Consider the following 23,090-nt stretch of genomic DNA (forward strand, 5'->3'; position numbering starts at 1 on the left):
TACCCATCACTGAAGCGCCCTTGCAGTCGCTTCGTTTTGATGTCTCAAATGATCTCAAATGAGAGAGAAAGAACTGCAACATCATCACTACTTACTTTGTAGAAAGAGCTTTCTGGCTGTCGATCGAGATCCGAAAGAAGATTGTCAATGGCATCAATTCCTCGCTGATCTGCAATCGTAACTGGAGTACGATTCGATTCTTCTGCTAGCGTTCTCATTTGCTGATAGGTTCTCGTCAATGGATTACGACTTGCAACGATTAAAGCTTCACCCCGTCCAGCAGCCGGAGGTGCGATTCGGAAAGATTCGCTTGGGTCAGGGATCAGTCGATTCGCTTGGGCAGAAACTTCACCACTTAAGCTTTCACGAATGTAGTCATTGGGGAAAATGATCGAGAAGCGACCATTTGGACTGATCAGGGCAATGAGTAAATAGAGCGGTACACGATCGCGGTTCGTAATTTGAAGTTGGCAAGGTGTTCTCGCAGGAATTGGCTGACTTGGTGTTGGCAAATTTCTGTAAGTACTCGCTTTTGCAATAATCTGCCCTGGTTGACTTTGAGGATAAAGTGAAACTTCGAGCTTCAATTTAGAACTGTTAGGGTTAAGGGTTTGGCGAATTAGATGTGCGGCGAAGAGTCCCTGGAATTTTGGGGTAAGACGGACAATCGCCTTTGAAAGCGATTCTCCAGGGTGCCCGAAAGAATCAGGGAGAAGTTCTAAGCTTGGTGAAAACAGCGCAATACTATTGCGAGGTGCAGAGGTCGTTTGAGCAGTGACTCGACTGAGAATGTAATGTACCGATTGAGGATAGGAACCATCAGGGCGAGCAGGAATAAATTCGATTCGGGAACCTTGACCTTGAGGAGCCTGATTGCCTAGCGATGAATCTAGACCAATTCGGAGTTTTGTCGTCTTCGAGATCACTCTTGACGTTTCTTTGAGTAATGCACCCGGAACAAGATTTCCGGTCAGCGTTGCAGTTGCGATTAAGCCTTTTCGCTGAGTAATCGTAGCCGTTGCTGTTCCTTCTAAAGTTGAAAACTGAGACTCACTGCCAAATGCTTCGAGCGTTTTTTTATCTAACCCTCCAAGCCAGAGGGTTGCTTGATTGCGTTGAATCGATCGAACAACTGCTTGAGCCGCTTGGTTTACAGGAGAAGTGAAGTAGATGGGCTGTGTTTTCACTTCTGGCTTGGAATCGAAAACAGGCTCTTGAAAGCCTGTAGCAGTGAGTAGAGATCGTGTAATCATTGCCTCTGCATCGGTTAAACTGCTTGTCGTTTCCCAAAGATATTGAGTCAGACAGTAAGTAAATAAGCCTGAAGAAACATCCGCTACATCGCTTTCTTTAGCAATTTGATTTGCAGTTGCAGCCGCTAAGACAATGCCTTTTGCTGTTCCTGCTTTTCTACGATCGCGCAATTCCTGTGATGAAATGCCTAATTTTTTCATCCAGTTTTTCTGATAAGCAATTTCATCAGCACTCGGTTGATAGAGAGCATGACTTGCATCGGCTCGAACTCTCTCACTGCCACGAGTTCCGCCACCTGAGTAGCAGCAATCCAGTACTGCGGTAACATTCTCTGTTTTTAGGGCTGACATGAGTAAGAACAATGTCTTACCCATGATGTCATCGACGCTCTGATCGGCATTGCGATAATCGGCTCTAGCAGGGACGAAAGCGCTATTTGCTTGATCTGAAGTGATCGCATCCGAATCAAAGAGTCGAGAACCGTGCCCTGAGAAATGAAAGACAACAATATCGCCAGGTCTTGCTTGCTGGATGAGGTGCGCTTCAAAGGTTTGGAGAATATTGCTGCGGGTTGCATCTTGGTTGATTAAAATTTTGATATCTGAAGGCTTGAAGCCGAATCGATGGATCAGCAGTTCGCGTTGAAGTTGGACATCGGTTTCGCAACCTGTTAGGGGGGAAAGTCCGCGATGATTATCCTGCCTAACTCCGAAGGAATTACTCGTTTCCAAATAGCTATTAATTCCAACTAAGAACGCGAGTTTGCGAGAACTTGATTGTGCCAAAACTTGACCATATCGGCTTGCCTGAGCAAGATATAGCGCACCTGCTGCTTGAAGAAAATGACGACGTTTCATAGTCTTTCTCGACTCAACGTTAAGAAGAGTGCGTTGGTGAGTGGATTGATTCGACTCAAGCATGTCAGAAAACGGCACATCGTCAGATATTCCTTAATCGGTTAGACAGGTTAGTATCAAGATTTTATTTTCCTTTCTTCTCACTTGAATTACGGAATTCCGAAAAGTTGTCGAGAATCCTTGCAATATGCATAACTTCCTCCGGGAAGTATAATTTGATTTCTCTGATTGCTAGGAATTGAGGTGAGTATGGATGATCTCGTCAAATACTGGACACTAATCTGCATCAACCCGGCAGGCGGTTACCGAACAGAGAAAAGCGCGATCGCACACCGCTATATTACCCAGAACTATTCGCACATTTCCGAATCGCAACACTTACAGCAGCAGTTGGTTTACGCCTATCAACAGGGCTTCACAGAAGCAGAACTTTGTCTTCGCTGCTTTATCTCACATTGCACACTGGAAGAATGCAGCTCTATCGCACGCCAGTTTGGTGAGTACTATCAATTTCATCAATTCGATCTGCTGAGCTATGTGCTAGATGATGATGGTTCACTCTCGACTGAATACAGCCCATTGTCTAAAAGAATTCTAGCAAGCTACAATCCAGCGATCGCAACATTGAATACTTGGGCAACTCGATTGGTTCGACAACATCCAGAACTGAATCAATTTTTTAAGCAGCAGGGTTTATTCTTAAAAAGCGATTGGGCAATTCTCAACAGTACAACCTCAAAACAATTGCAGCGCATCTTAAAAGAACGATTTTACTGGTCAGCAGAAACGATTCAAACTGCCATTCTGTATCTTGAAAGCTATCATGCGGTGTATTTGAACGATCGCATTGCTGCAGGAAGTCAAGGCAGATGTAAAGAGCCAACTTCTGAGCAATTGCAGCGAATGGTAGAGTATTTGCAGCCGAAGATCGTTTCTCCCAATCAAATTTTGAATCAGTTACTTGCGATCGCGCATTGTCTTCGGCAACATCGTCTCAATCGGTACCAGACTGAATCGATCGAGGATAAAGCAATTCAAGCGAAGGCAGAACATCCGAGTCATTCGGAGGCTGATCCCGCAGAAGAATTTTTAAATTACTATCGCGCTCAATTCTTAAAATGTTTGAATGCGTCTTTAGAAATTGTGATTCACGATTACACCAGTCGTTTAAAAGGTCAAAAAGTTGATCAATTCTTGACAGCATTGAAACTGCTTTATTGCCAGCGCGTAACCATGACCCAGATTGCTGATCAGCTGGATCTCAAGCGTCAAGACAACGTTGCACGACTTTTAAAATTAAAAACGCTGCGTGCTGATGTCGGGTTGCATATGCTCAAAGGGCTGAAACAGGATATCCGAGAGACGGCGCAAACCTTCATCGATCCAGAGCGACTGACTCAGTTTGCAGAAGCGATCGATCTCGCATTGCGCGATCAAGTCGATGCTCTGCTAGAAAAGGATGCTCAACAATCCAAAACGCCAAAAGCCTATCAAAGCAATAATCTGTTTGCTGAACAACTTTGTGCCTTGCTTAATCATTCCGGAGCATGATCATGATTCCGTTAAACGCTGCTTCTACCCCACTTGACCTCACATCAGACCGAATTAATCGAGCGATCGCATTTAGCCAGACGCTCCCGAATTCTCTCACTCGCTGGCAATCTCATCTTGCTTTACTCGCTCTAGAAGGTCTGGCGCAATATTTTAGTGAGCGATCGACTCCGATTCAGTTCGATCGAACTCAGGCAAGATTACTTGAGCCTTCAGAATTTGGCATACCCGCTGCGATCAATTCGATTTATGCCGATCAATTTCACCTTGCTTTATTTGTCGTAGACAACGAAATTGAGTTTCCGATGAGTTTAATGCAAAATCCAGCTCACTTCTATATTGCTGCTAGTGTGAATGAGGAAGCGAATCAAATTGAATTTTATGGGTTTTTAAGAGGAGATCGACTGAATCTAAGTTCTACTTCTGATGCAACTTGTCTCATTCCGGTTTCTCAACTTGAAACAAATTTTGAGCACTTGTTTTGGTACTTAGCAAGTTTGGAATTGAGTGCGATTCCGTTACCATCGTCAAGTTTAGCCATTTCTGCTCAATGGCTGATTCAACCGCTTGTCAATGCGGCTCAATGGGTTCAGACTCAAATTGATGAATGGTCTTGGACACTGTTTTCGTTGGAGCTAGCGCCTGCCGGAATGAGAGCTTCAGCAAATGCGTTTAGCGCAGACTTGAGTTCTGTGTTTACTGAGATCGAGCGGTCTGGACTTCAAATTCCGTCAACAGCACAATCGGGTTATCGATCGATTAAACTCAACCAGCATACATTCCGACTTTACATCACGACTTGGGCAGTAGAAGAGGCAGAATGGTCTTTACTGGCAATCTTAGAATCAATTCAGTCTCCCACTTTGCCAACTGGGACACAACTGGTGATTCAAGCAGGCGAAACGGTGTTGGTCGAGGAAGAAGCAAAAGCGCGATCGGCGTATCTGATTGCTCAGATCATCGGAGATTGGAATGAACAATTTACATTAACGCTCAAGAGTGTTGATCCTGGCGATCGCATGACTATCGACTCTCTGAGCTTACCTCCGATCGTTTTCCAACCGGATTAATGCCCTACTGCTCAGAATCTAGCGCGTCGAAAAACTTATCGATTCGAGCTAGTCTGGAATGGCTCACAAACTCTCAATGCATCAGAACTGCATAACCTGCAAAGCTGTGAAACCTAGACCGTCCTAGAGGCAAAAATAAACTTTCTGCCTCTGCATCGCAAATCTCGTGACTTTTATCCGACAGACCAGGTATAACAGCAATGTGCATCTCGGAGTCCTTCACAAAGTGCAGCAATGTCCTAAGCAGAAGCTGTACATGCACGTCCGAAAGTGGCGATATCGAGATCGTCGCACTGCCGAACTCATCTGCATCCTGATGAACTTGGCAAACCTAACAATTACAGCAATAAAGTATGATTGAAATGTCATTGAAGCCATTGAATTTCTTTTTCATGCTGGCGGCTATCTCTGTCGCTGCACTTGTCCCTTCACAAGTTCGTGCCGAGGGAAACTGCCCACCGGGTTTTTACCCGATCGGGGGTGGCAGCGGTGGTTGGGTCGGCTGTGCTCCGATGGATGGCGGTGTAGGCAGCGGACAAGCACAACCAGCTAATAATCCACCGCCTATGATTAACAATGGTGTCAGGCTGCCCGGGCTTTCTACCTATGATCCTCAAAAGTGGGCGGATTTCTTTGAACACCTGCGCCAGTCATCACTCAGAGACCAGAGAGAATTGATCGTTAAGCGCAATGGTGAGGCTGCTGGTAAAACTTTTGACGAGCTTGCTGAAGGAGTGTGGACGGTGGGTCGCTCTCCTGCGGGGCAGAGTACACTTGCTTGTGCGGCAACATTTTGGACGCTGAACGGTGGGGTTGTTTTGATGGACTGGAAAGGAGAGCAATCCGGCACAGCGATGATGTTCTTTGCCAGGTCTATGCCGCCTGAGAAAAAAGCGAAGCGGATGCGGGTCAGTCTTGTGCAATCCGGGGAGACACAAACTGTCGAGGTCTTGGCATCACATTTCCCGCTGGCTCCCAAGATGGGCATGATTTTCTTCAAGGTTCCATCAAGCGAAGCACTGCTCGGATCGATCGAAGACACCCAGGACTTTGCCGTTCATCTGGAGAGCCGTAAACTTTTGAGCGGTGAATGGCACAGTGCCGCTCCAATGCGTAAGGATCTAGCCGAATGCGTGGCTCAGATTACGCGGGAAACCTCTCAGCCCAGAGGTAAGAGCGAACGATAGCACAGACATGATTCAGTAATTCAAGAGTTGACTTTACGATGCGTTTAATAGTTTCTCAATCTTGGTTGTTCGTATTGACAGCGATTTGGTTTGTTCCTTCTAGTATTCGTCCTGCATACTCAGCAGAAATTCAGCTTCCGATGATTCAGACAAGTTGCACAACCGATTCTCATCGACTGCTCGCGCCCATGCCTTTGAGGCTACCACCAACAGCTGTTTACGTTAGATCTGAGCAAGTGGCTCAGGCTAGAAAGCTTAAGACATTAATTGCAGCGAGACAATGGGAGCAGGCGCTGCAAGAGTTTCAGAAAGGATCGAGTTGGGTACAAGATGAGACAGCGCGATCGCTCTTTGTTGGACTGGTTCGAGCCAATGAAACGGCTCGTGCATCTCGGTTTGTGATTGAGCAGTTTCCGCCACAGTCTCGACAACGAGCGCGGGGAATCGGCGCGATCGCGGCTGAACTAACGGGTCGCAATCAATTGAATGATGCGATCGCACTCCTCAAAAAATTGCCTCAGACTTCCGAATATCTCAGTGATGCTGTGATTCCAGTTGTGGATACGCTTGCAGCAACCCATCAGATTCAAACCATTCCGCAAGTCATGACGTTGTTTCCCGTAACTGAGAAATGGACAATTTGGACAGATGTTGCGAATGCAGTACTATTTGAGCCAGCGCAAGCGAAAGCAGTTGCAGGCATGATCGAAGGGGAATATCTACGATCGCTCACCCTAAAGAATATGGCAACAAAATGGTTATCTGAAAACCGCCGTGAGGTTGTCAAAGCTTGGACAATTGCAAACGATATAGAAGATTGCTCAATCCGTATAGAAGTTTTAGTAAACGCCTTTGAACAACTGAATGCTTCAAACTTGAATGTGTCTAATCCTCAGAAAGCGAAAGCACTCGATCAGATAGAAGCTTTGATTGCAGTACTGCGTGATCCGAACTTAAACTATCAAAGTGATCTGATCAACTACCAAGTTTCGCTAGCAGGTCTAAATATCCGAAGCGGACGTAAAGCACATGGTTTGAAGTTACTCGAAAACGTTCAGAAAGGCTTGAAACAATTTGATTCGGATACCTACCGAGCAGAGACTTTGATCAAACTTGCGACTCAGTATCAGTCGATCGGAGATAACCGAACTGCAATTCAAATGCTAGATAATGCCGCGATCGCAGTTCGAGATGCATATAATCCAAAACCTCGAACGAGTGGTCAATTTATCTTACCTCCGTTAGTTCCGACTCCTTACTGGCGCGAGGAGAAGCTATATAAAATTGCTGAACGCTATCGATCGCTCAACCAAATCCGAAAAGCAGAGGCAATTGAGCGAACGTTGCCGCAGCGCGCAAAAATTACGCTTCCCAGTCATTTCAAGCAACGGGCTAATCCCGTTCGCAGGGTTCAGCCTTCTCAAGTTCCATCCTTAAAAGTTCCAGAGAGTCGCTAGGATGCGATTCACTGTGTTAATAGGCGCGATCGCAGTTTTGGGAGCTTCGATCGCGCTGAACGTTATCCTATTTAGTCAGGCAAAAAAGTACTATCTCGAACTGAATGAAACGCGACTTGATCCGGTTGGATTGAGCACTTATTCTACTTCTCCTAGTCCCAGTCAGAATCGACCTCGCGTCGTCTTTTTTGGAGACTCTAGGGCTGAGAATTGGACATTTCCAGAGATGAGTCAGTATGAATTCATCGATCGTGGAATTAGCTCACAAACCTCAGTGCAAGCCATTCAACGATTTCAACAGCATGTCCGACCCTTACAGCCTAGAGTCATCATTGTTCAGGTTGGAATTAATGATCTCAAGACGATCGCATTATTTCCAGAACGAAAAGCTGAGATCATCGAAAATTGTCGATCGAATATTGAGCGAATTGTTCAAGAATCGAAAGCTTTGGGCGCGATCGTGATTCTGACTACGATTTTTCCAGTCGGAGATGTGCCCCTTCAGCGTCAGCCTTTTTGGTCAGATGAAATTGGTCAAGCTGTGCAAGAGATGAATCGTGAGCTAGCAGCACTAGCTAGCGATCGAGTGATGATTTTTGATGCGTTTTCAATTCTCGCTGACTCACAAGGCAAGCTACGCTCAGACTATCGAATGGATGAATTGCACCTGAATCAACAGGGATACTCAAGGTTAAATCAAGCGCTGATTGAACCGCTTGAAATGCTCAAACTTTAGATTTTTGTTCTACTTTTGAAGCTGAATTGATTCAATTTGATGTTACGCAATCCTTTGAGGAGCAAGTTCTCAGCTTTTTACCTTGAGTTTATCTTTAGAGATTTTTGCGATCGTTTTTCATAGCACTTTTACAGGTTATTCAATCGTGCGTAATAGTCTACGGTTTTAAGTCTGAGAGGTTATGCAAGAGCCTGTTCAGTTGCATATGCTCAAAACCACAAACGCTACAAGCTAATGTCTTCAGCAAGGATTGCTCAGGCACACGCTTCTCAACTCACAATAACCATGACGAAAACAACAGAGAACAAGTTACCCGGTTCTAAAGGTGAACACCTAGCCCAAGCAAAATATGGCACAACTCGACGAGCCTTAGCATTTTACAACAAGCAAATGCTAACCTATCTCAATCCATTAATGTGTGAGTTTATTGGACAGCAAGAACTGCTATTCATCGCAACATCTGATGCACAAGGAGAATGTGATTGCTCGCTTAGAGCAGGTCATTCTGGCTTTGTTAAAGTGCTAGATGAGAAAACCCTCGTATATCCAGAATACCGAGGAAATGGAGTCATGGCGAGTGTCGGCAACATTCTAGAAAATCCTCATATCGGCATGATTTTCATTGATTTTTTCCAACATACAGTTGGCTTACATGTCAATGGAAAAGCTTGTGTTGTTGAGAACGACGAGCTAGCTCATCTTCCGAATGTATCTTCGGAGGTTATTGAAGCAAGCAAAATTTGTGGCGGTCGTAGCCCTGAACGTTGGATCTTAGTTGAAGTAGAAGAAGCCTACATTCACTGTTCTAAACACATTCCATTGCTGCAAAAGCTCGATAAAAAGATTCATTGGGGCACAGATGATATGAAGCACAAAGGGGGAGACGCTTTCAAAGCAAAAGATTGTTCGCGTCCCTGGAATCAAAAGGTCATAGAATCTGATATTGATCAGTGTTGTTGACCGTTTTCTCGGTGTGGACATTCTGAAGCGTAATCAATGTTTGAATGCTCTTTAAATAGATTTCATACTCAAACGTAAGAGTATTCAACAGCTAGAGTGCTTTAGCTTTCTACTCATTGAACGCTTCAGCTTTAGTCTTGAGGTCTACTATGATTGATTGTCAGATCGTGATCTTTTTTGTTTGGGTAGAATGGCTTCTTTTCAGAGAGTTGATAAAAGAGCGTGCCATGAATGCCGTGAACTTCCGACTTTTTTACACGCCTCTTCCACAGTCGAGCTAAAATTTGCCGCACTTCTTCATCGTCTTCAATGTCTTCGTTAAATTGAATATCTTGCCCTGGATTTGGGAAAATCTTGAGAAATTCCTCATCGGTTGCACTGTAGATATCATAAGCGCAGTTGATTGCTCGATCGATGATTTGAATGTTTTTCATGGGGTGTCCTGCAAAAGTAAAAGTGCTGATTCTAGAAGCAAAAGGGCTTCTTGAGGTTGATTTGCTTGAGAATACAGTTTTGCGATCGCAACTAGGTGGGATCGAACAAACTCAGAATTTTTCAGATTTGCTCGTTTTGATAAGCGATCGCTGTTTTGCAAGGCATCGAATGCTAGCGCCAAGCGTCCCGCTTTCATTGCTTCTGTGATCAAGTGATTCCAAGCCCTCATCTTGTGAGTGCAATTGGCATCTGGAATCTCAGCCATCAAAGTATAGGCTGTCGTGAAATCACGTGCAGAAGCGTAGGAATTGGCAAATGCTGCTAGTACAGCAATTCGATCGGATTGCCTGTTAGCTTGAGAAGGCGAAATCGGAGAAATCTTGAGTGGAGCTTTCCGCGTCTGTTTTGTACGGAGAGGTGGATCTTTTGTTACAGGAATATATTGAGCAGCAGAAAAGAATTCTTCGAGCGGAGAGCGGGGGACAAATCGTGGAACTGGTGTTGGAAACGGATTGATGTTTAGGCGAGCCAGATTATATTGATTCTTCTGAACTTCGTATTCTGCATTGAGCAAGCGTCTTGCAGTCGCAAAATCCTCAATTTTGATGTATTTACTAGCAAGGTTGAATCGATTTTGATTTGAATTCAGTGATTTGAGCAGTGCTTGAGCAAGTGTGCGATCGCCGACTTCAATCAGCGCATCAATGACTTGAATAATATTGTTATCAGGCAAATCAGAAGAACGAATTTGGCTGATTTCCTGAATGATTTGCTGGCTCACAGCCGATTGATTAGCTTGAGAGGCAATATGCGCGATCGCGGCAAGTGCTTGTAATTTATCAAGTCCATAAGTTGCTGAATTGGCAATGTGTCGAGCAGCTTCAAATTTTCTAGCCTTTGCAAAAATCTCTGCGACTTGGCTGACGCTATCCCGAACGTTCCAGGCTTCTCGAATTAAGCTGAGAGCTTGTTGGGCAAACTTTTCATCACCCAGTTCAGCGGCTTGTTTTGCTAATTCAAAATATCCAAGCGATGCGTCATATTTCCTGAGGGTTCCAACGAGTTGCAATCCTTTGGATGATTGCCCTGCTGCGGCATAAGCTAGAGCCAGAGAGCGAGTGAACTCTTGCGAGTTTAGCCGACTTTTGTACTGCTGAAAACGCTGCTCAGCTTGAGTAATGTAAACAAGACCTTGCTGAGCTTGTCCTGATCGTGCAAGCTGATGACCCAGATCTAACCAATCTCTAGTCCCTCGATCGATTTGCGCTTGAGATGAGGCTGTGATGCGATCGGGCACGGAGGCTAGCAGCGATCGAGCAATTTCAGGTTGACCTGCTTTGCGGTAAGCGGTAGCAACATTGATCCAAGCTCTTGCAGGTGCTTTGTCTAAGTGCGATCGCGCTTTTTTGAGAAGATTTAATGTTTCAGTTTGATTGTTAGCTTGTTGATAGCTATCCGCAAGGTCTAGTATCCAGTTGATTGTTTGAATTTGAAAAGCTGGATCACGGTCTGACCATTGCTCTACTGCTGCAAGAATCCATTCTTTTCGAGCGTGCAACGGAAGTCGCTGAAGCTGGAGAGAGAATGAATTCGCATAGAGCGAAGGATTTGTGATGAACGGAAGTAGGGAATTCGCATTTTTGCCAGCTTCTAAGTTCTGAATCGTTTCAAGCACAGCTTTATCAGCGGGTGAAAGCTTTAATCGGGATTGAATCTGCCGATTCAGTTCACTGCTGCGAGCAGGACGATTTGCACGGAGAAATTCGATCGCAATCTCAGCCTGCCGAGTTGCCCAAGTTCTTTCACGATCGATAGGATGAGTCGGTAGCGCGATCGAGTTGATGCTGTCAACATCCTTGCAGGCAGGTTGTTCTGCGCTTGCTGGAATGCCGATTGAAGTCACGAGATATAAGCTCAGGAAACCGATCGTAACGCTCTTAGTCATTATAAATTTGCCTTCGGGTTGATTTGTTGATCACGTGCTCCCGCACAGGGTTTAAAACCCTGTGCTAACTGTGCGAAGTCCCTAAAGGGACTGAATCGCTGTATTCTGTTAGTCCCTTTAGGGACTTCGCACGGTTAGACCGTGATTGAAAATCACGGGCGGGAAAGCGCAATCAACGATCAACCGAAAATTTAGAGGTGGGAACTTTGATCGAGGCGACGTTGTACATTCCAAGATTTAACGGGAGTGATGACTACTGTTTTTGGTCAGGTTCGGATTGTGAAGGTTCGGATTGTGAAGGTTCGGATTGTGAAGGTTCTTGTTGTGAAGGTTCTTGTTGAGTGACCCAACCTTCTTTAGAACAGATCGCTATCCCTGTTTTCGGCTGCATTGTTGATAAGCACCAATAATCGTTGCCATCATAGACAACACCAGGTTTGATAGCTTGAAGTGAGGAAAGCGATCGCCATTCTTGCACACCTCCCTCAGTTTCATAACGGAAGCGAGCAGGTCTACCTGTGCCGGAGGCATCGCCTTGGACTTCTAGTGCCTGATCAGTTCCGCCGATCCAATATCGCCCTTCTACAATCTCTTCTACAATCTGAGGTGCTTCAGATTTGGTAGACTCTTTTACTTGGGCATTGATTTGAACATCGGGTTGAGTCGCTGCTTGAGTTGGAACGACTTTGGCATCGAGTTGAAGATTAGGTTGAGTTGCTGCTTGGGTCGGAGTGACTTTGGCATCAATTTGAGCGTTACACCCTACGATCGCAAAACAACTCAGAAGCAAAACAAAACTGAAGTGACGCATTGGAATAAACCTTAGAAAGTCATGTGCTTTTAGCAATAGGCAACAGACATGGAATTTTTGATCTTGACCCATTCTCGCATTGCAGCACGTTCATTTGGGCGAATCGGTGCGCCTCTTCTTCCAGGGTAGCGACTGTGAAAGACGGCATCTGCAAGACGCTCTTTTAGTGCCTCATCTTTATTAGGAAACGTCCAATCTGGCTCACCACATGCGCCTCCATTTGGACCGACTTTGGAGTAGCGCAAGCCACCTTGGTCAATCACACGGCGGATCGCATTCCATTCTCGAATATAGCCATGCTCATAATGCTGCAATCGGCGGCGATTTAGCCCAGGATTCAAATTCCCAAACAACCAATCTGTGACACTATCCACTGATTGCTGGCGGGTTTCAGCATGGACACTGCTTGGACTACTCAGAATCAAAGGAATGCTTCCAGTACAAGCGATCGTCATTGCAAGAGTACTTAACGTAAAGAATTTCGAGATTGATTGCAAGTGTTGATTTTGCATGAGAAAAGCTCCAATTTAGTTAGCTACAAGGTTTTTCTATGATAGGAGAGTGGGGAATTCGACTGATCACTTTGAAGGATAAAATTGCTGGCGGAGGGTGTTGAGCCGTTGAGTAAATTGTTGTGCTTTACTCGAATGACCTTGAGCCGTGTAGATTGCAATGAGTTTTTCCAAAGGGGCAATCTCACTCAGATAGGTTTTTGCAGATGTCTTTTCGAGTAGACTCAACGCACGCAGATAGACAGTTTCTGCTTTATCGTATTGTCCTTGCTCAAAGTAGAGATCTCCTAGATCATGCAGTGCCGGAATTAAGTTTCGACTCTCCTGGCTGAACTTTGCCTCAGTTGCTTGAATCAGTTTTAAGAGCGTTGCTTCTGCTTTATCGTATTGTTTCGAGCCGCGATAAGCTTGAGACAAATGATGATAGCTTGTGACGATCGAGGGATGAGTGATCCCGAGAACAGATTCACCCGTTGCGATCGCAAATTGTGCTGTCAATACAGCCGCCTCATATTCTTTTCGCGTCAGCAGTTCCACAACTTGCTGATTGTGATCATTGACCAGATTCTCGGTAACGACCTCATACCTGGGTAGAATGCACTCCTTCGCGTGAATCGGAATTTGATGAGCTAAACCAATGACGATGCCTACGGCGATCGCAATTGTGCTTTGAATGGGATGCGTCATGACTGATCACTCAACGTCTCATATAGGTTTAGGATTAACCACGATCGAGGTTATGCAATTTGCAAGAACTCCATCGTCATCCTAAATGCGCGAACGATAGACTGCCGATCTCTCGATCGCTGAACGTTGAGCATTATCGCCATCTTCTCTGGTGGTAGTCATTTGAACGCGAGTAATCCTCTAAACGAATAGTTCGAGTTTCGCCATTCTTCGTTGAAGTAAAACGATAGCGTTTGCCAGGAGTAAAGCTGCTAGATGAACTGAAACGAGAGCAGTCCTTGCAGGTCGTATTAAAGTAAAGCGATTGAGAGGAATCGGATTCATAGGTTCTAATGACTGCATATTCTCCTGGAGCGAGTCGATATTCTCGATGCTCAAATCGGAAGTTGAGCGTTTCTCCAGTGTCGTTGTAAACGCGGCTGACAATTTCAGGGTCATCAGGAGTCAATTCAGATTGCAAAATTCGCCCATCTTGGCATTGTCGAGCACGACGATCGCGAATATCAGCACAGACATCGAGTGAGACGGATCGATTGGCGCACACTTTGTCTCGAACCCAGGTTGCCGTCCGTTCTTCTGTGCGTACATTCGTTGTAATGTCGGAAGTAAAAGTTCCCGTTTCTAGAACCTTGTCCCGTTGCTGAATTGTGTACTCAAAGGTATTACTGCCTTCGAGTACTCCAAATTTCCGCATCTGATGTCGATTTGAGAAGGTCATTTTGGCAACTTCAGAAGTCGGGCGACGTTCGTCGTATTCACGATTAGTGTAGGGATGGGGGTTAGTCGAAACGCCTGAAGTCACATTTTTGATCAAGACGCGAGTATGAGGGGCAGGCGGAGTCTTTGCAGAGATAAAGGTGCCTGTAAGGTCTGGGAAGAATGGCCCTGCAGCACATTCTCCTGTGTACTTCACACCATTGAGCGTAATCTGATTGGGTGTGGTTTGTCCGTTAAACAGCCAACCTGTCGCGACGGGTTGAGCGATCGCAAAACTACCCGTTAAGATCATTCCTGTTGTTAAACAAGCAATGACAGCAGGATGCAGGCGAAATGAGTGGAAAAGTTGCTGAATGCGGGATAGATTGAGCCGTTTCATAAAGGTTCAAGAACAATGTCAAAGTTACGAAGGATGCTGAGGGTTACTCGATTCTGATGAACAAGTCACCTCGAACCCATCCAGAGACTTGATTGGGGAAAGTTACGCGGTACCAGAAGTAATTGCCTTCTCTAGTCATGCTTCTGTCATCGATTTCGATCACATCTCCGCCAATACCATAGTGTGCAATGCTTGATGAAATGCTAGGAGCCGATCGGACATTGATCCGGTTTTCTCGATCGCCCCGTAGCACTGCATGTCTCCAGTTACTTGGTGTGAAGCGAATCAAATCACTCCGCACCCAACCTTCTTCAGTCCCTTCGATTTCTGAGCGGACATAGTACCATTTCCAGCCATCCTTACCTTGGACAATGTTGAGGACTTCAACTGTGCCATTGGGTGCAAGAAGTTCTCGCACTGGAGCATTGAGAGATGCACCCGATCGAACATTAGCATGTGTCGTAACGATTCCAGGACGCGCCATTGCAGGCAGGGAAGTCATCAGAAGTGTGCCAAAACTGATCAGACCGAGAAGTTTTGAAACAGAAGAGAGTTTTGCGACGGGTTTCATCATTGAATTCAGAAGCTTGATGAGGGTTGATTCAGTGCTAAGTGGTATGTAAATCACCCTGAAAATTAGACCACCTGTAAATTTCGAGTTGATTTGTCGATCTCGCTTTCCCGCACAGGGTTTAAAACCCCGTGCTAGCTGTGCGAAGTTCACTGAAGAGACTGAATCGCCATATTCTGCTAGTCCCTTTAGGGACTTCGCACGGTTAGACCGTGATTTTCAATCACGGGCAGGCAAGCGCAATCAACGATCAACCGAAAATTTAGAGGTGGAAATTAGATACAACTACAGCAGCAATTTCGGATTTTCGGAATTTTTTCTCAGTAGAGAGGTGGAGTGTAGTTGGAAGATAGTTGCTCTCGTTTGCGTCCTGCCCTGAATTGATTCCGGGGCAGATGAGCAACGAAGCGAGAGAATTCGCCGAACTGATGTTTAATTTTTTTGTGCCTGCTGCTTTTGAATTGCAAGCTCTGAGATGACAGCAACTCTCGCGAGATCCTCAGAAATCTCTTCTGCGGCTTGACGTGCTTTCACCGACTGTCCTGACCGAGCAAACCCATAAGCAATGCTAGTCAAAAGACGATCGCGCTGAGGAGGCAAATCCCAAAGACTGCTCTTTTTTAGGAATAATGCTACTTCTAGCGATCGATCAAGTTGTCCAAGTTTGACCTGTTGAGCGGCGATCGCTAACAGAAGAGGATGTCGATTTCTATCCTCTTTCAGTTTAAGAGAGAGTTGTAGGGCTGGCTCAACTTGTTTCAGCTCCACAAATTGCATCGCAGTCTCAACTAAAATTTGTGTCTGTGCATCTGATTGTCCGTCTAGTTTAGCAATCAAATTGAGGGCACGATCGCGTTGTCCAATTGCGACTAACTCAGGTGCAGATTCAGGAGTCAACGCGGGGATCAATTTCTCAAACAAGGCATCTGCTTGAGCCGTGAGTCCAATTTTTTGCAAACGCTCAACGATCGCGAGTTTCGTTCTCGTTTTCATGGTGGCATCCGAAACAGAGCTTGCGACTTGCAGAGCTTTGTCGAGTTGTCTCGTGTGAGCTAGTTGAGCCGCAATTTCTTTACGAGCAATATCTTGCCGAGCAGGAGCACCTGCGAGTAACTGTGTCACTTGCAAAGCTGCTTCAAATTGTCGATTTTTAGCCAGTTTAAGGGCAATTTTTTGCAAGTTCTCCTGCCCCATTTCGACTAACAATTGTGGATAGATGGACATTCGAGTGTCATCTTTGATCCTGGAGAGTGTCGAGAGTTCAGTTGTGATCGATAAAGCGAGTGGGATTTCTCCTAAATCAATCAGTTTCTCGGCAAGCTCATGCCAAGTCATTAATCGCTCGACTGGATCGCCTGAAACATTCGGTGCTTGGGGCATTCGTTTAGCACTATTCCAAGTTTGTTGAAGTTGCCCAACCGTTCTCAGGTTGCTCAGAATCCCCAAGTAAGCCCAAGCTTGATAATACTGGGCTGAATCTCCTGATGCTGAGTTACAGCCCCATATCGTTTCAGCAACTTGTAATGCTTGATCTAATTCTGAGACTAAGCTCAAGCTTTTGGCAATGTCTGAGAAAACTGCAAACTTCTCATTTCCACAACTGCCATTCGATTCATAGGCATAGTCTTCTGTGTCGCCTTTTACTGATCGCACAGCTTCACTCAATAGTTCTCTAGCTTGTTGAGTTTTGCCTTGATGCGCGATCGCGACTGCAATTTTGTTGAGCGCTTGCCCTTTCCGCAGTTTTAAAGAAATCTTAGTTCTGACAAACTGGAGGGCACGCTCAACCTGCCCGGCTTCTGCAAGTTGAGCGCTGATGATGGCTAAATCTTCCTGTTGTCGCTCTTTGCCATATTCATCTGTGGCTCGCTCTGAAGCGTGAGCAAGTGCAAGTTGAATCACACGTTCAATCAACTGCTGGGATCTTGAAGTTTGGTTGGCTTCGCGAAGCTTACGAGCAATGGTGAGCAAAGCTTGACTCCGCTCTGTGAGCGGTTGTATCGTTTCTGCGATCTGAAGTGCTCTCTCAAATAGTGCTTCAGCAGGTTGAGGATTTGGACTTGCAGCGACTTGAGTTCCAAGCGCTGCTAATGATTCAGATAGAGCCTGTGAGGAGAGATCAGGATTAACCTGAACTGCGAGAGTGCCTTGAGCAGGCTGACTAAATCTAAACAGCAAAAGTAGGGCAAGTGGAAAATGGATGGCTGATTTTGAGAAAGCTAACATCGTTATCACTTTTAGTGTGTAAATTTAAGTCTGACATCAATGATCTTCTAATCTTTAATCAAATCGCAGAGAACTCAAAACCGCACAGCTTCCGAGCCAGAACCGCATTCAATCGCCGGAAAGGCTCTGTCAATGTGATGAATGACAGGCGTCACAGGTGCGATCGTAGAAGGGCGAAACGATTGGCAAAGATTTGCTATCGCAAGGGTTTGTGTTGTCTTGTCTTCCCGAAAAGGTTGAGTAATTGTAATTCCAATGTAACTTCTCAAGCCTGCTTTTTTCGGACGAGCAATGAGAGTTAATCGGTCATTTTTCACAGTCATCTCAAAGCGATAGTTCTGTGTGGAAGTATAACTTAACCCAAGTTGGGTCAACGTTATTGGAAACTGACCTGTTTCAAGTCGATAGATTGAGGCAGACCGAACTAAAGTAGTCATGACAAACTTTCCTTCACCCTCTTTGGATTGTTCTGCTTGGATCAATTGAGTGGCAACGGCTCCTTCACCTTGAAACGCAGCAACCATATGGTCTGAAACTCTGCTCAAATTCAACTCATCTAAAAACTCTTTTGGACGATCGCCGTTTAGACGAGTACCAGAGAGTTGAATTTTCAAATTTTGCGGCGTTGTAAATTGTGCGATCGTCGGCACAATCGTATTCGCCCCCATTGGCTTAAAGTCTAGGTCTAGGAATATTGGTTTCGGTTGTGGATTCAAGCTGTAATCAAATGTGAATCCTTGCAAGCCCTCTGAAGGAACAGTGAGAATGATTGCCTTCCCCTTAGGTGTGAAGCGAAGCGTCACCGGAGTCGCTTCGCCAGCTCTTCCCAATATTCCTGTGCTGTCAATCCCCTCCCAGCGTCCGATGATTTGTTGACTATTCAAAGATTGTTCACGAGTTTCGGCACTCCTACCTTTTATCCCTCCAAATACCGAGATTGCTGTACAAACGCTCATGATGAGAAGCATTGCAATCGGTTTATTCCTGTGATGCGGCATAGTAAAGGCTCTCCAAATAAAAATTGCGATGTAATTGATTCAATGTGTTTGCAGGCGGCTCCTTTTGTACGATCGTGTTTCTTGAATTTGATCCAGTTGTCTACTCGCTTGCTGAAATCTATGCAGTTTTTTAGAGTCCCATCTTTGCCAGGATATGCAACTGTAAGCGGAATATATTGAGTACGCAGTTGATGTTCTGAAACAGACAGAAGCATTTTGGCAAATTTACGGAATTCCGCAAATTTAGCGAGAAGAATGAAAAATAAAAAACCGCAAATAGATTCTCTTTTAAGATGGACTGCGGACGATCAAGGACTCATGATGCAACGCTCTCTCAAACTTCTCGCGATCGCGCTTCTCTGTATCGGCACAAATCCATCATTCGCGCTGACTCAAACGATTGCTCAAGTACAACCGAGTCAGCGCAAATTAGCAGCCGATCGCTTAGCAAAACAAGGACATCAGCAGTACAAATCTGAGCAGCATGAAGCTGCGATCGCCTCTTGGGAAGCAGCACTCAAAATTTATCGAGAAATTGGCGATCGACAAAATGAAGCAGAGCTTTTGAATGATCAAGGACGCTCTTATACACTGCTATCTCGTTATGCAGAAGGAATTCGTGCCTTTGATCAAGCACTCTCGATTTTTCAACAACTCAATCGGCGCAAGGATGCCGCAGTCGTTCTCATGAATCGAGGAAGTGCCTACTCTATGATCTCTCGTCATGAAGATTCGCTGCGATCGTTTGATGAAGCACTACCGATTGCTCGTGAAACGAACGATCGCGATCTTGAAGCAAAAATCCTGCTGAATCGCAGTATCACTTATGCTTACCTTTCTCGCAATGACGAGGCGATCTCAGGTTTCGGTGCTGCCTTCGCAGTTTTCCAAGCGCTCAAGGACTGGGATAATGCAGCTTCAGCGTTGATGAATCGAGGAATTGTCTATCGTTTTCTCTCTCGTTACGATGACGCGATCGCAGCTTTCAATCAAGCCTTACCGATCTTTCGAGAACTTAAAAATCGTCGTGCTGAAGCTTCAGCATTATCTAGCTTGGGAGATACGTACCGTTTTCTCTCCCGATTTGAGGAAGCTTTAACCGTCTTCGATCAAGCCTTACCGATCTTGATCGCCATCAAAGACCGAAAAGGAGAAGCAGGGGTCTTGATGAATCGGGGAGTGGTCTATGATTTGCTCGATCGCAATGATGAAGCGATCGCAGCTTATACGGAAGCTTTGTCGATTTTTCGATCAATTCAAAATCCTCAAGGTGAAGCAGAAGCACTGAGTAACTTAGGAATTATTTATGGTGCAATGTCTCGGCACGCTGCTTCAATTCAGGCACATACAGAAGCTCTCAAAATCTATCGAGCGATCAGAAGTCCTGATGGAGAAGCGCTAGCATTGATGAATCGTGGAATTTCCTATGTTGCAGTCTCACGCTATGAGGATGCAATTCGAGCTTACACAGAAGCTTTACCCCTTTACCGAGCACTCAAAAACCGCAACGGGGAAGCGCAAGTTTTATTAAATCAAGGCAATGCTTATCAAGCTGTGCAACGCTACGAAGATGCGATTCGCTCATACAATGAAGCATTGCCGATTTATCGATCGGTCAAAGATCGATCTGGGGAAGCACGAGCCTTATACAATCTAGGCGCTCTTTACCTCAACATTCGTCAGTTTGCTTCAGCAGAAAAATCCCTGAAAAGCGCGATCGCAGTGTTTGAATCGATTCGATTGGATCGACTGTCTGAAGCAAACAAAATCTCATTCTTTGAAACTCAAGCTGTGAGCTATCGCATCTTACAAGAGGTGATGATTGCCCAGAAGAAATTTGAAGCAGCACTAACAATCTCAGAATGGGGACGAACGAAAGCGTTAGTCGAACGGTTAAGCCAACAGTTACAGCCGACGAGTTCACCTTCTCAGGCAGCACCGAGTGTGGATCAACTTCGACACATTGCGCGATCTCAAAATGCCACCCTGGTTGAATATTCGCTCAATGAACGCAAGCAAGAACTTTACATTTGGGTCATTCAGCCGACGGGCACAATCGACTTTCGACAGGTGAAGCTTACAGATGTTTTACCGCAACAATGCGCTTCTATCACACAATTAATTGGGAATAGTCGGCAATCGATCGGGGTTCGGAGTGCCCAATCGGATTGGTTAATTGTAGAAGAAACAACTCAGAAAAATCCTTGTGCTCAGTCTGATCAAGACGCAAATTTTAGAACCCTTCACCGATTGCTGATTGAACCGATCTCATCTCTACTTCCGACTGATCCAAACCAACACATTGTTTTTATTCCGGATGGAACTCTCTTTCTCGTTCCTTTCCCTGCTCTCAAAGCTGCAAACGGTCAATTCTTGATTGAGCAGCATCCCATTCGGACTGCTTCTTCAATTCAATTGCTAGATAAAACTCGTGTGCTGAACTCTCGCGCTCAAGGCAATAGTACTTTAATCGTTGGCAATCCATTGATGCCGATCGATCCAAATTCTGCACAAGCAAAACGACTCTCGAATTTACCAAATGCAGAGCAAGAAGCTATTGCAATTGCGTCTTTATTTAACACCCAAGCACTGACTGGTCAGCAAGGAACTAAAAAAACAATTCTTCAGAAAATCTCTGATGCCAAAGTCATTCATTTCGCAACTCATGGATCATTCTCCGATCTCAATGGTTTCAAAAGTTGGCTAGCCTTTGCCCCCTCTGAAAATGATAGTGGCATCTTAACTGCTGAAGAAGTCTCACACCTAAAGCTAAATGCTGATTTAGTCGTCTTAAGCGCATGTGATACTGGTCGGGGGCGCGTGACAGGAGATGGTGTGGTGGGATTATCTCGATCGTTTATTGCCGCAGGAGTTCCGAGCGTAATTGTCTCTCTCTGGGCTGTGCCTGATGCTCCGACTGCTGAACTTATGCAGGCATTCTATCAACAGCTCAACCGCAATCCTGACAAAGCACAAGCTCTGCGTCAAGCGATGTTAGCTACGCTCAAGACGCATCCCAATCCCAAAAACTGGGCAGCCTTCACTCTCATTGGAGAAGCATGGTGAAATACCTGAATCATGAATCGCTACCTTCGAGATATTGGCTAGATTTTCAAATCCTGAAGATTGTTTTGCGTTACACCAGTAGGTGGTGTTTGAATGTTGGCTGAAGCCTGTGAAATTAAACTATAAACGCTTAGGACTCCTGGTACTCGCGATTCTGCTGGTTGTTTCGTCCTGGTTGGGAATCGCATTCGCCCGATCCGGGCTGGACGTGCGATCGTTCCAAAAAGAAGGAGTTCCTCTGCTATATCTCGCTCCTCAAGGGGCAAAGACAATTCCAGGAGTCCTTGTGGCACACGGGTTTGCAGGTTCTAAACAGTTGATGCTCGGCTATGGGCACGTCTTGGCTCATGCGGGTTATGCGGTCATGCTCTGGGATTTTGACGGGCATGGCGCAAATGGAACGCGCTTAGAGCGGTATGAGCTGCAGCAGAATCTGGAGAGGGCGTTGCAAGCTCTCCTGGAACAACCCCAGGTTGACCCAGGTCGTCTGGCACTGCTAGGGCACTCGATGGGCAGCGGGATTGTGATGAATGCTGGGATTCGCGATCGAGAACGCTTTGCTGCAACGGTTGCAGTTTCTCCAACGGGAGCGAATGTTAGTCCCCAATCTCCGCGAAATCTGCAACTACAGGCAGGGAGTGGAGAGGGGCGATTTGTGGGTAATGCCGAACGATTGCTGGCACAAGCTGGGGGAGAAAACACGAATCTGGCAACAGGGCAGGGGCGGGAATTAGTTGTGATTCCGGGTGTGGAACATATCACCATCTTGTTTAGTGATGGGAGTCATCAGTCAGCCCTCCGTTGGCTGGATGCAGCATTTGGCAGAACCAATAATAGCCAGTATCGCGATCGCCGCATGGCATGGTACGGACTACACCTGTTAGGTTGGTTAATCGGATTAGCCGCAATCTCACCTCTTCTAACTCACCCTCCATTCATCCCCACAAAAATAGCTCCTATCCGACAATGGACAGGCTTGATCGCTGCACCACTGGCGGCAACGGCAGGGTTAGTACTGCTGAGTCAGCGGTTTGACCTCCAGAACTTGGGTGGCGTTCAAGTTGGTGGAGCGGTTGGGGTCTGGTTTTTGATTGCCGGGTTAACCTGGCTGGGAATACTGGCGCGTCTACCTCGCCCTACCCTGCGTGCCGTTGGGCTAGGAATTATGCTGTTTGTCATTCTCTGGATTGCCTTTGGTGCAATGGCGCAGGTGGTTTGGCTTCAATGGTGGCTGATCCCCATTCGGCTAAGAGTGTGGTTGCCCGTGGCGATCGCCTGTTTCCCCTGGTTTCTGGCAGCGGGAATTGTGCAAGAAAATATTGGGGTAGGTAAACGCCTTCTCTGGTGGCTGGGGCAGAGCATCGTTTTGATTGGCGGCTTTGTGTTGACGCTCAATTTCTTACCTCAATTAGGATTTATGTTTTTGCTGTTGCCACTATTTCCGCCACTGATGGGGATCTTGTCTCTGCTTGCTGGTTTGTTCAACCAAGTATGGGTCTACGCGATCGGCTCTGCTTTATTCTTCGGTTGGTTATTGGCAGCGGGTTTTCCTCTTTCTGCCTGACCTGTATACTTTCAAATTCTCCCTTGAAAGCCAGTCTCTCTTGCAGCGATTTGGTTACAGTAAGAAAGAAAGTTATTCTCGTATCCCAATGCAGTCTTTAACTGGAC

General features: G+C 45.8%; 18 protein-coding genes. 8 read left to right on the forward strand and 10 right to left on the reverse strand.

What is annotated here, in order from left to right; all coding sequences use genetic code 11:
* Positions 1-44 precede the first annotated feature (44 nt).
* Complete coding sequence (locus J0L70_RS09505; protein WP_287454217.1) at positions 45-2,111, reverse strand: caspase family protein; 2,067 nt, start codon at positions 2,109-2,111, stop codon at positions 45-47.
* A 249-nt stretch (positions 2,112-2,360) separates the two neighbouring features.
* On the opposite strand from J0L70_RS09505, the gene J0L70_RS09510 reads away from it, so the two are divergent.
* The 6 genes from J0L70_RS09510 to J0L70_RS09535 all read left to right on the forward strand — a co-directional run bounded on the left by J0L70_RS09510 (position 2,361) and on the right by J0L70_RS09535 (position 9,072).
* Positions 2,361-3,662: a hypothetical protein gene (locus J0L70_RS09510; RefSeq protein ID WP_287454219.1), complete on the forward strand. Its 1,302-nt coding sequence runs from the start codon at positions 2,361-2,363 to the stop codon at positions 3,660-3,662.
* Between the two features lie 2 nt (positions 3,663-3,664).
* Complete coding sequence (locus tag J0L70_RS09515; RefSeq protein ID WP_287454220.1) at positions 3,665-4,732, forward strand: DUF1822 family protein; 1,068 nt, start codon at positions 3,665-3,667, stop codon at positions 4,730-4,732.
* Positions 4,733-5,094: 362 nt separating this feature from the next.
* Complete coding sequence (locus J0L70_RS09520; RefSeq protein WP_268183120.1) at positions 5,095-5,919, forward strand: hypothetical protein; 825 nt, start codon at positions 5,095-5,097, stop codon at positions 5,917-5,919.
* 38 nt (positions 5,920-5,957) lie between these two features.
* A complete protein-coding gene (locus J0L70_RS09525) occupies positions 5,958-7,376 on the forward strand; it encodes a hypothetical protein (RefSeq protein ID WP_287454222.1) in 1,419 nt (472 codons plus the stop codon).
* 1 nt (position 7,377) lies between these two features.
* The gene (locus J0L70_RS09530) at positions 7,378-8,112 is read left to right on the forward strand and encodes an SGNH/GDSL hydrolase family protein (RefSeq protein ID WP_268183124.1); all 735 of its coding nucleotides are present in this window, start codon (positions 7,378-7,380) and stop codon (positions 8,110-8,112) included.
* A 285-nt stretch (positions 8,113-8,397) separates the two neighbouring features.
* Positions 8,398-9,072 (forward strand): pyridoxamine 5'-phosphate oxidase family protein, encoded by a 675-nt coding sequence (locus J0L70_RS09535; protein WP_287454225.1) that lies wholly within the window; start codon positions 8,398-8,400, stop codon positions 9,070-9,072.
* A 131-nt stretch (positions 9,073-9,203) separates the two neighbouring features.
* Here the strand turns inward: J0L70_RS09535 and J0L70_RS09540 are convergent, their stop codons facing one another.
* The 9 genes from J0L70_RS09540 to J0L70_RS09580 form a co-directional block, all read right to left on the reverse strand.
* On the reverse strand, positions 9,204-9,506 hold the full coding sequence (locus tag J0L70_RS09540; protein WP_190652389.1) for a DUF8220 family protein: 303 nt from the start codon (positions 9,504-9,506) through the stop codon (positions 9,204-9,206).
* The gene (locus J0L70_RS09545; RefSeq protein WP_287454226.1) at positions 9,503-11,452 is read right to left on the reverse strand and encodes a hypothetical protein; all 1,950 of its coding nucleotides are present in this window, start codon (positions 11,450-11,452) and stop codon (positions 9,503-9,505) included. The genes J0L70_RS09540 and J0L70_RS09545 overlap by 4 nt, the downstream gene beginning before the upstream one ends.
* 253 nt (positions 11,453-11,705) lie before the next feature.
* The gene (locus tag J0L70_RS09550) at positions 11,706-12,263 is read right to left on the reverse strand and encodes a hypothetical protein (RefSeq protein WP_287454228.1); all 558 of its coding nucleotides are present in this window, start codon (positions 12,261-12,263) and stop codon (positions 11,706-11,708) included.
* A gap of 29 nt (positions 12,264-12,292) precedes the next feature.
* Complete coding sequence (locus J0L70_RS09555; protein WP_017286222.1) at positions 12,293-12,775, reverse strand: hypothetical protein; 483 nt, start codon at positions 12,773-12,775, stop codon at positions 12,293-12,295.
* A gap of 66 nt (positions 12,776-12,841) precedes the next feature.
* Complete coding sequence (locus tag J0L70_RS09560; protein ID WP_017286223.1) at positions 12,842-13,462, reverse strand: tetratricopeptide repeat protein; 621 nt, start codon at positions 13,460-13,462, stop codon at positions 12,842-12,844.
* A gap of 133 nt (positions 13,463-13,595) precedes the next feature.
* Positions 13,596-14,558: a hypothetical protein gene (locus J0L70_RS09565; protein ID WP_190652383.1), complete on the reverse strand. Its 963-nt coding sequence runs from the start codon at positions 14,556-14,558 to the stop codon at positions 13,596-13,598.
* 43 nt (positions 14,559-14,601) lie between these two features.
* Positions 14,602-15,132 carry an SH3 domain-containing protein gene (locus J0L70_RS09570; RefSeq protein WP_198421427.1) on the reverse strand — a complete coding sequence of 177 codons (531 nt, stop codon included), beginning with the start codon at positions 15,130-15,132 and terminating at the stop codon, positions 14,602-14,604.
* Between the two features lie 429 nt (positions 15,133-15,561).
* Positions 15,562-17,355, reverse strand: coding sequence for a tetratricopeptide repeat protein (locus J0L70_RS09575; RefSeq protein ID WP_287454229.1), 1,794 nt, complete (start codon positions 17,353-17,355; stop codon positions 15,562-15,564).
* Positions 17,356-17,429: 74 nt separating this feature from the next.
* The gene (locus tag J0L70_RS09580; protein WP_287454230.1) at positions 17,430-18,353 is read right to left on the reverse strand and encodes a type IV pilin-like G/H family protein; all 924 of its coding nucleotides are present in this window, start codon (positions 18,351-18,353) and stop codon (positions 17,430-17,432) included.
* Between the two features lie 318 nt (positions 18,354-18,671).
* On the opposite strand from J0L70_RS09580, the gene J0L70_RS09585 reads away from it, so the two are divergent.
* Positions 18,672-21,419, forward strand: a complete 2,748-nt coding sequence (locus J0L70_RS09585; protein WP_287454231.1) for a CHAT domain-containing tetratricopeptide repeat protein — start codon at positions 18,672-18,674, stop codon at positions 21,417-21,419.
* A 109-nt stretch (positions 21,420-21,528) separates the two neighbouring features.
* Positions 21,529-22,983 (forward strand): alpha/beta fold hydrolase, encoded by a 1,455-nt coding sequence (locus J0L70_RS09590; RefSeq protein WP_287454232.1) that lies wholly within the window; start codon positions 21,529-21,531, stop codon positions 22,981-22,983.
* The last annotated feature ends 107 nt before the right edge of the window (positions 22,984-23,090 follow it).

The sequence above is a fragment of the Leptolyngbya sp. UWPOB_LEPTO1 genome, from assembly GCF_017302695.1.
Lineage (GTDB): Bacteria > Cyanobacteriota > Cyanobacteriia > Leptolyngbyales > Leptolyngbyaceae > Leptolyngbya > Leptolyngbya boryana.

What these genes read in the sequence shown, in the direction of transcription:
- J0L70_RS09575 (WP_287454229.1), bottom strand. Translation starts at nt 17,355, where the DNA reads ATGTTAGCTTTCTCAAAATCAGCCATCCATTTTCCACTTGCCCTACTT.
- J0L70_RS09545 (WP_287454226.1), bottom strand. Translation starts at nt 11,452, where the DNA reads ATGACTAAGAGCGTTACGATCGGTTTCCTGAGCTTATATCTCGTGACT.
- J0L70_RS09530 (WP_268183124.1), top strand. Translation starts at nt 7,378, where the DNA reads ATGCGATTCACTGTGTTAATAGGCGCGATCGCAGTTTTGGGAGCTTCG.
- J0L70_RS09540 (WP_190652389.1), bottom strand. Translation starts at nt 9,506, where the DNA reads ATGAAAAACATTCAAATCATCGATCGAGCAATCAACTGCGCTTATGAT.
- J0L70_RS09510 (WP_287454219.1), top strand. Translation starts at nt 2,361, where the DNA reads ATGGATGATCTCGTCAAATACTGGACACTAATCTGCATCAACCCGGCA.
- J0L70_RS09570 (WP_198421427.1), bottom strand. Translation starts at nt 15,132, where the DNA reads ATGATGAAACCCGTCGCAAAACTCTCTTCTGTTTCAAAACTTCTCGGT.
- J0L70_RS09580 (WP_287454230.1), bottom strand. Translation starts at nt 18,353, where the DNA reads ATGCCGCATCACAGGAATAAACCGATTGCAATGCTTCTCATCATGAGC.
- J0L70_RS09515 (WP_287454220.1), top strand. Translation starts at nt 3,665, where the DNA reads ATGATTCCGTTAAACGCTGCTTCTACCCCACTTGACCTCACATCAGAC.
- J0L70_RS09585 (WP_287454231.1), top strand. Translation starts at nt 18,672, where the DNA reads ATGATGCAACGCTCTCTCAAACTTCTCGCGATCGCGCTTCTCTGTATC.
- J0L70_RS09555 (WP_017286222.1), bottom strand. Translation starts at nt 12,775, where the DNA reads ATGCAAAATCAACACTTGCAATCAATCTCGAAATTCTTTACGTTAAGT.
- J0L70_RS09550 (WP_287454228.1), bottom strand. Translation starts at nt 12,263, where the DNA reads ATGCGTCACTTCAGTTTTGTTTTGCTTCTGAGTTGTTTTGCGATCGTA.
- J0L70_RS09520 (WP_268183120.1), top strand. Translation starts at nt 5,095, where the DNA reads ATGTCATTGAAGCCATTGAATTTCTTTTTCATGCTGGCGGCTATCTCT.
- J0L70_RS09560 (WP_017286223.1), bottom strand. Translation starts at nt 13,462, where the DNA reads ATGACGCATCCCATTCAAAGCACAATTGCGATCGCCGTAGGCATCGTC.
- J0L70_RS09525 (WP_287454222.1), top strand. Translation starts at nt 5,958, where the DNA reads ATGCGTTTAATAGTTTCTCAATCTTGGTTGTTCGTATTGACAGCGATT.
- J0L70_RS09505 (WP_287454217.1), bottom strand. Translation starts at nt 2,111, where the DNA reads ATGAAACGTCGTCATTTTCTTCAAGCAGCAGGTGCGCTATATCTTGCT.
- J0L70_RS09535 (WP_287454225.1), top strand. Translation starts at nt 8,398, where the DNA reads ATGACGAAAACAACAGAGAACAAGTTACCCGGTTCTAAAGGTGAACAC.
- J0L70_RS09565 (WP_190652383.1), bottom strand. Translation starts at nt 14,558, where the DNA reads ATGAAACGGCTCAATCTATCCCGCATTCAGCAACTTTTCCACTCATTT.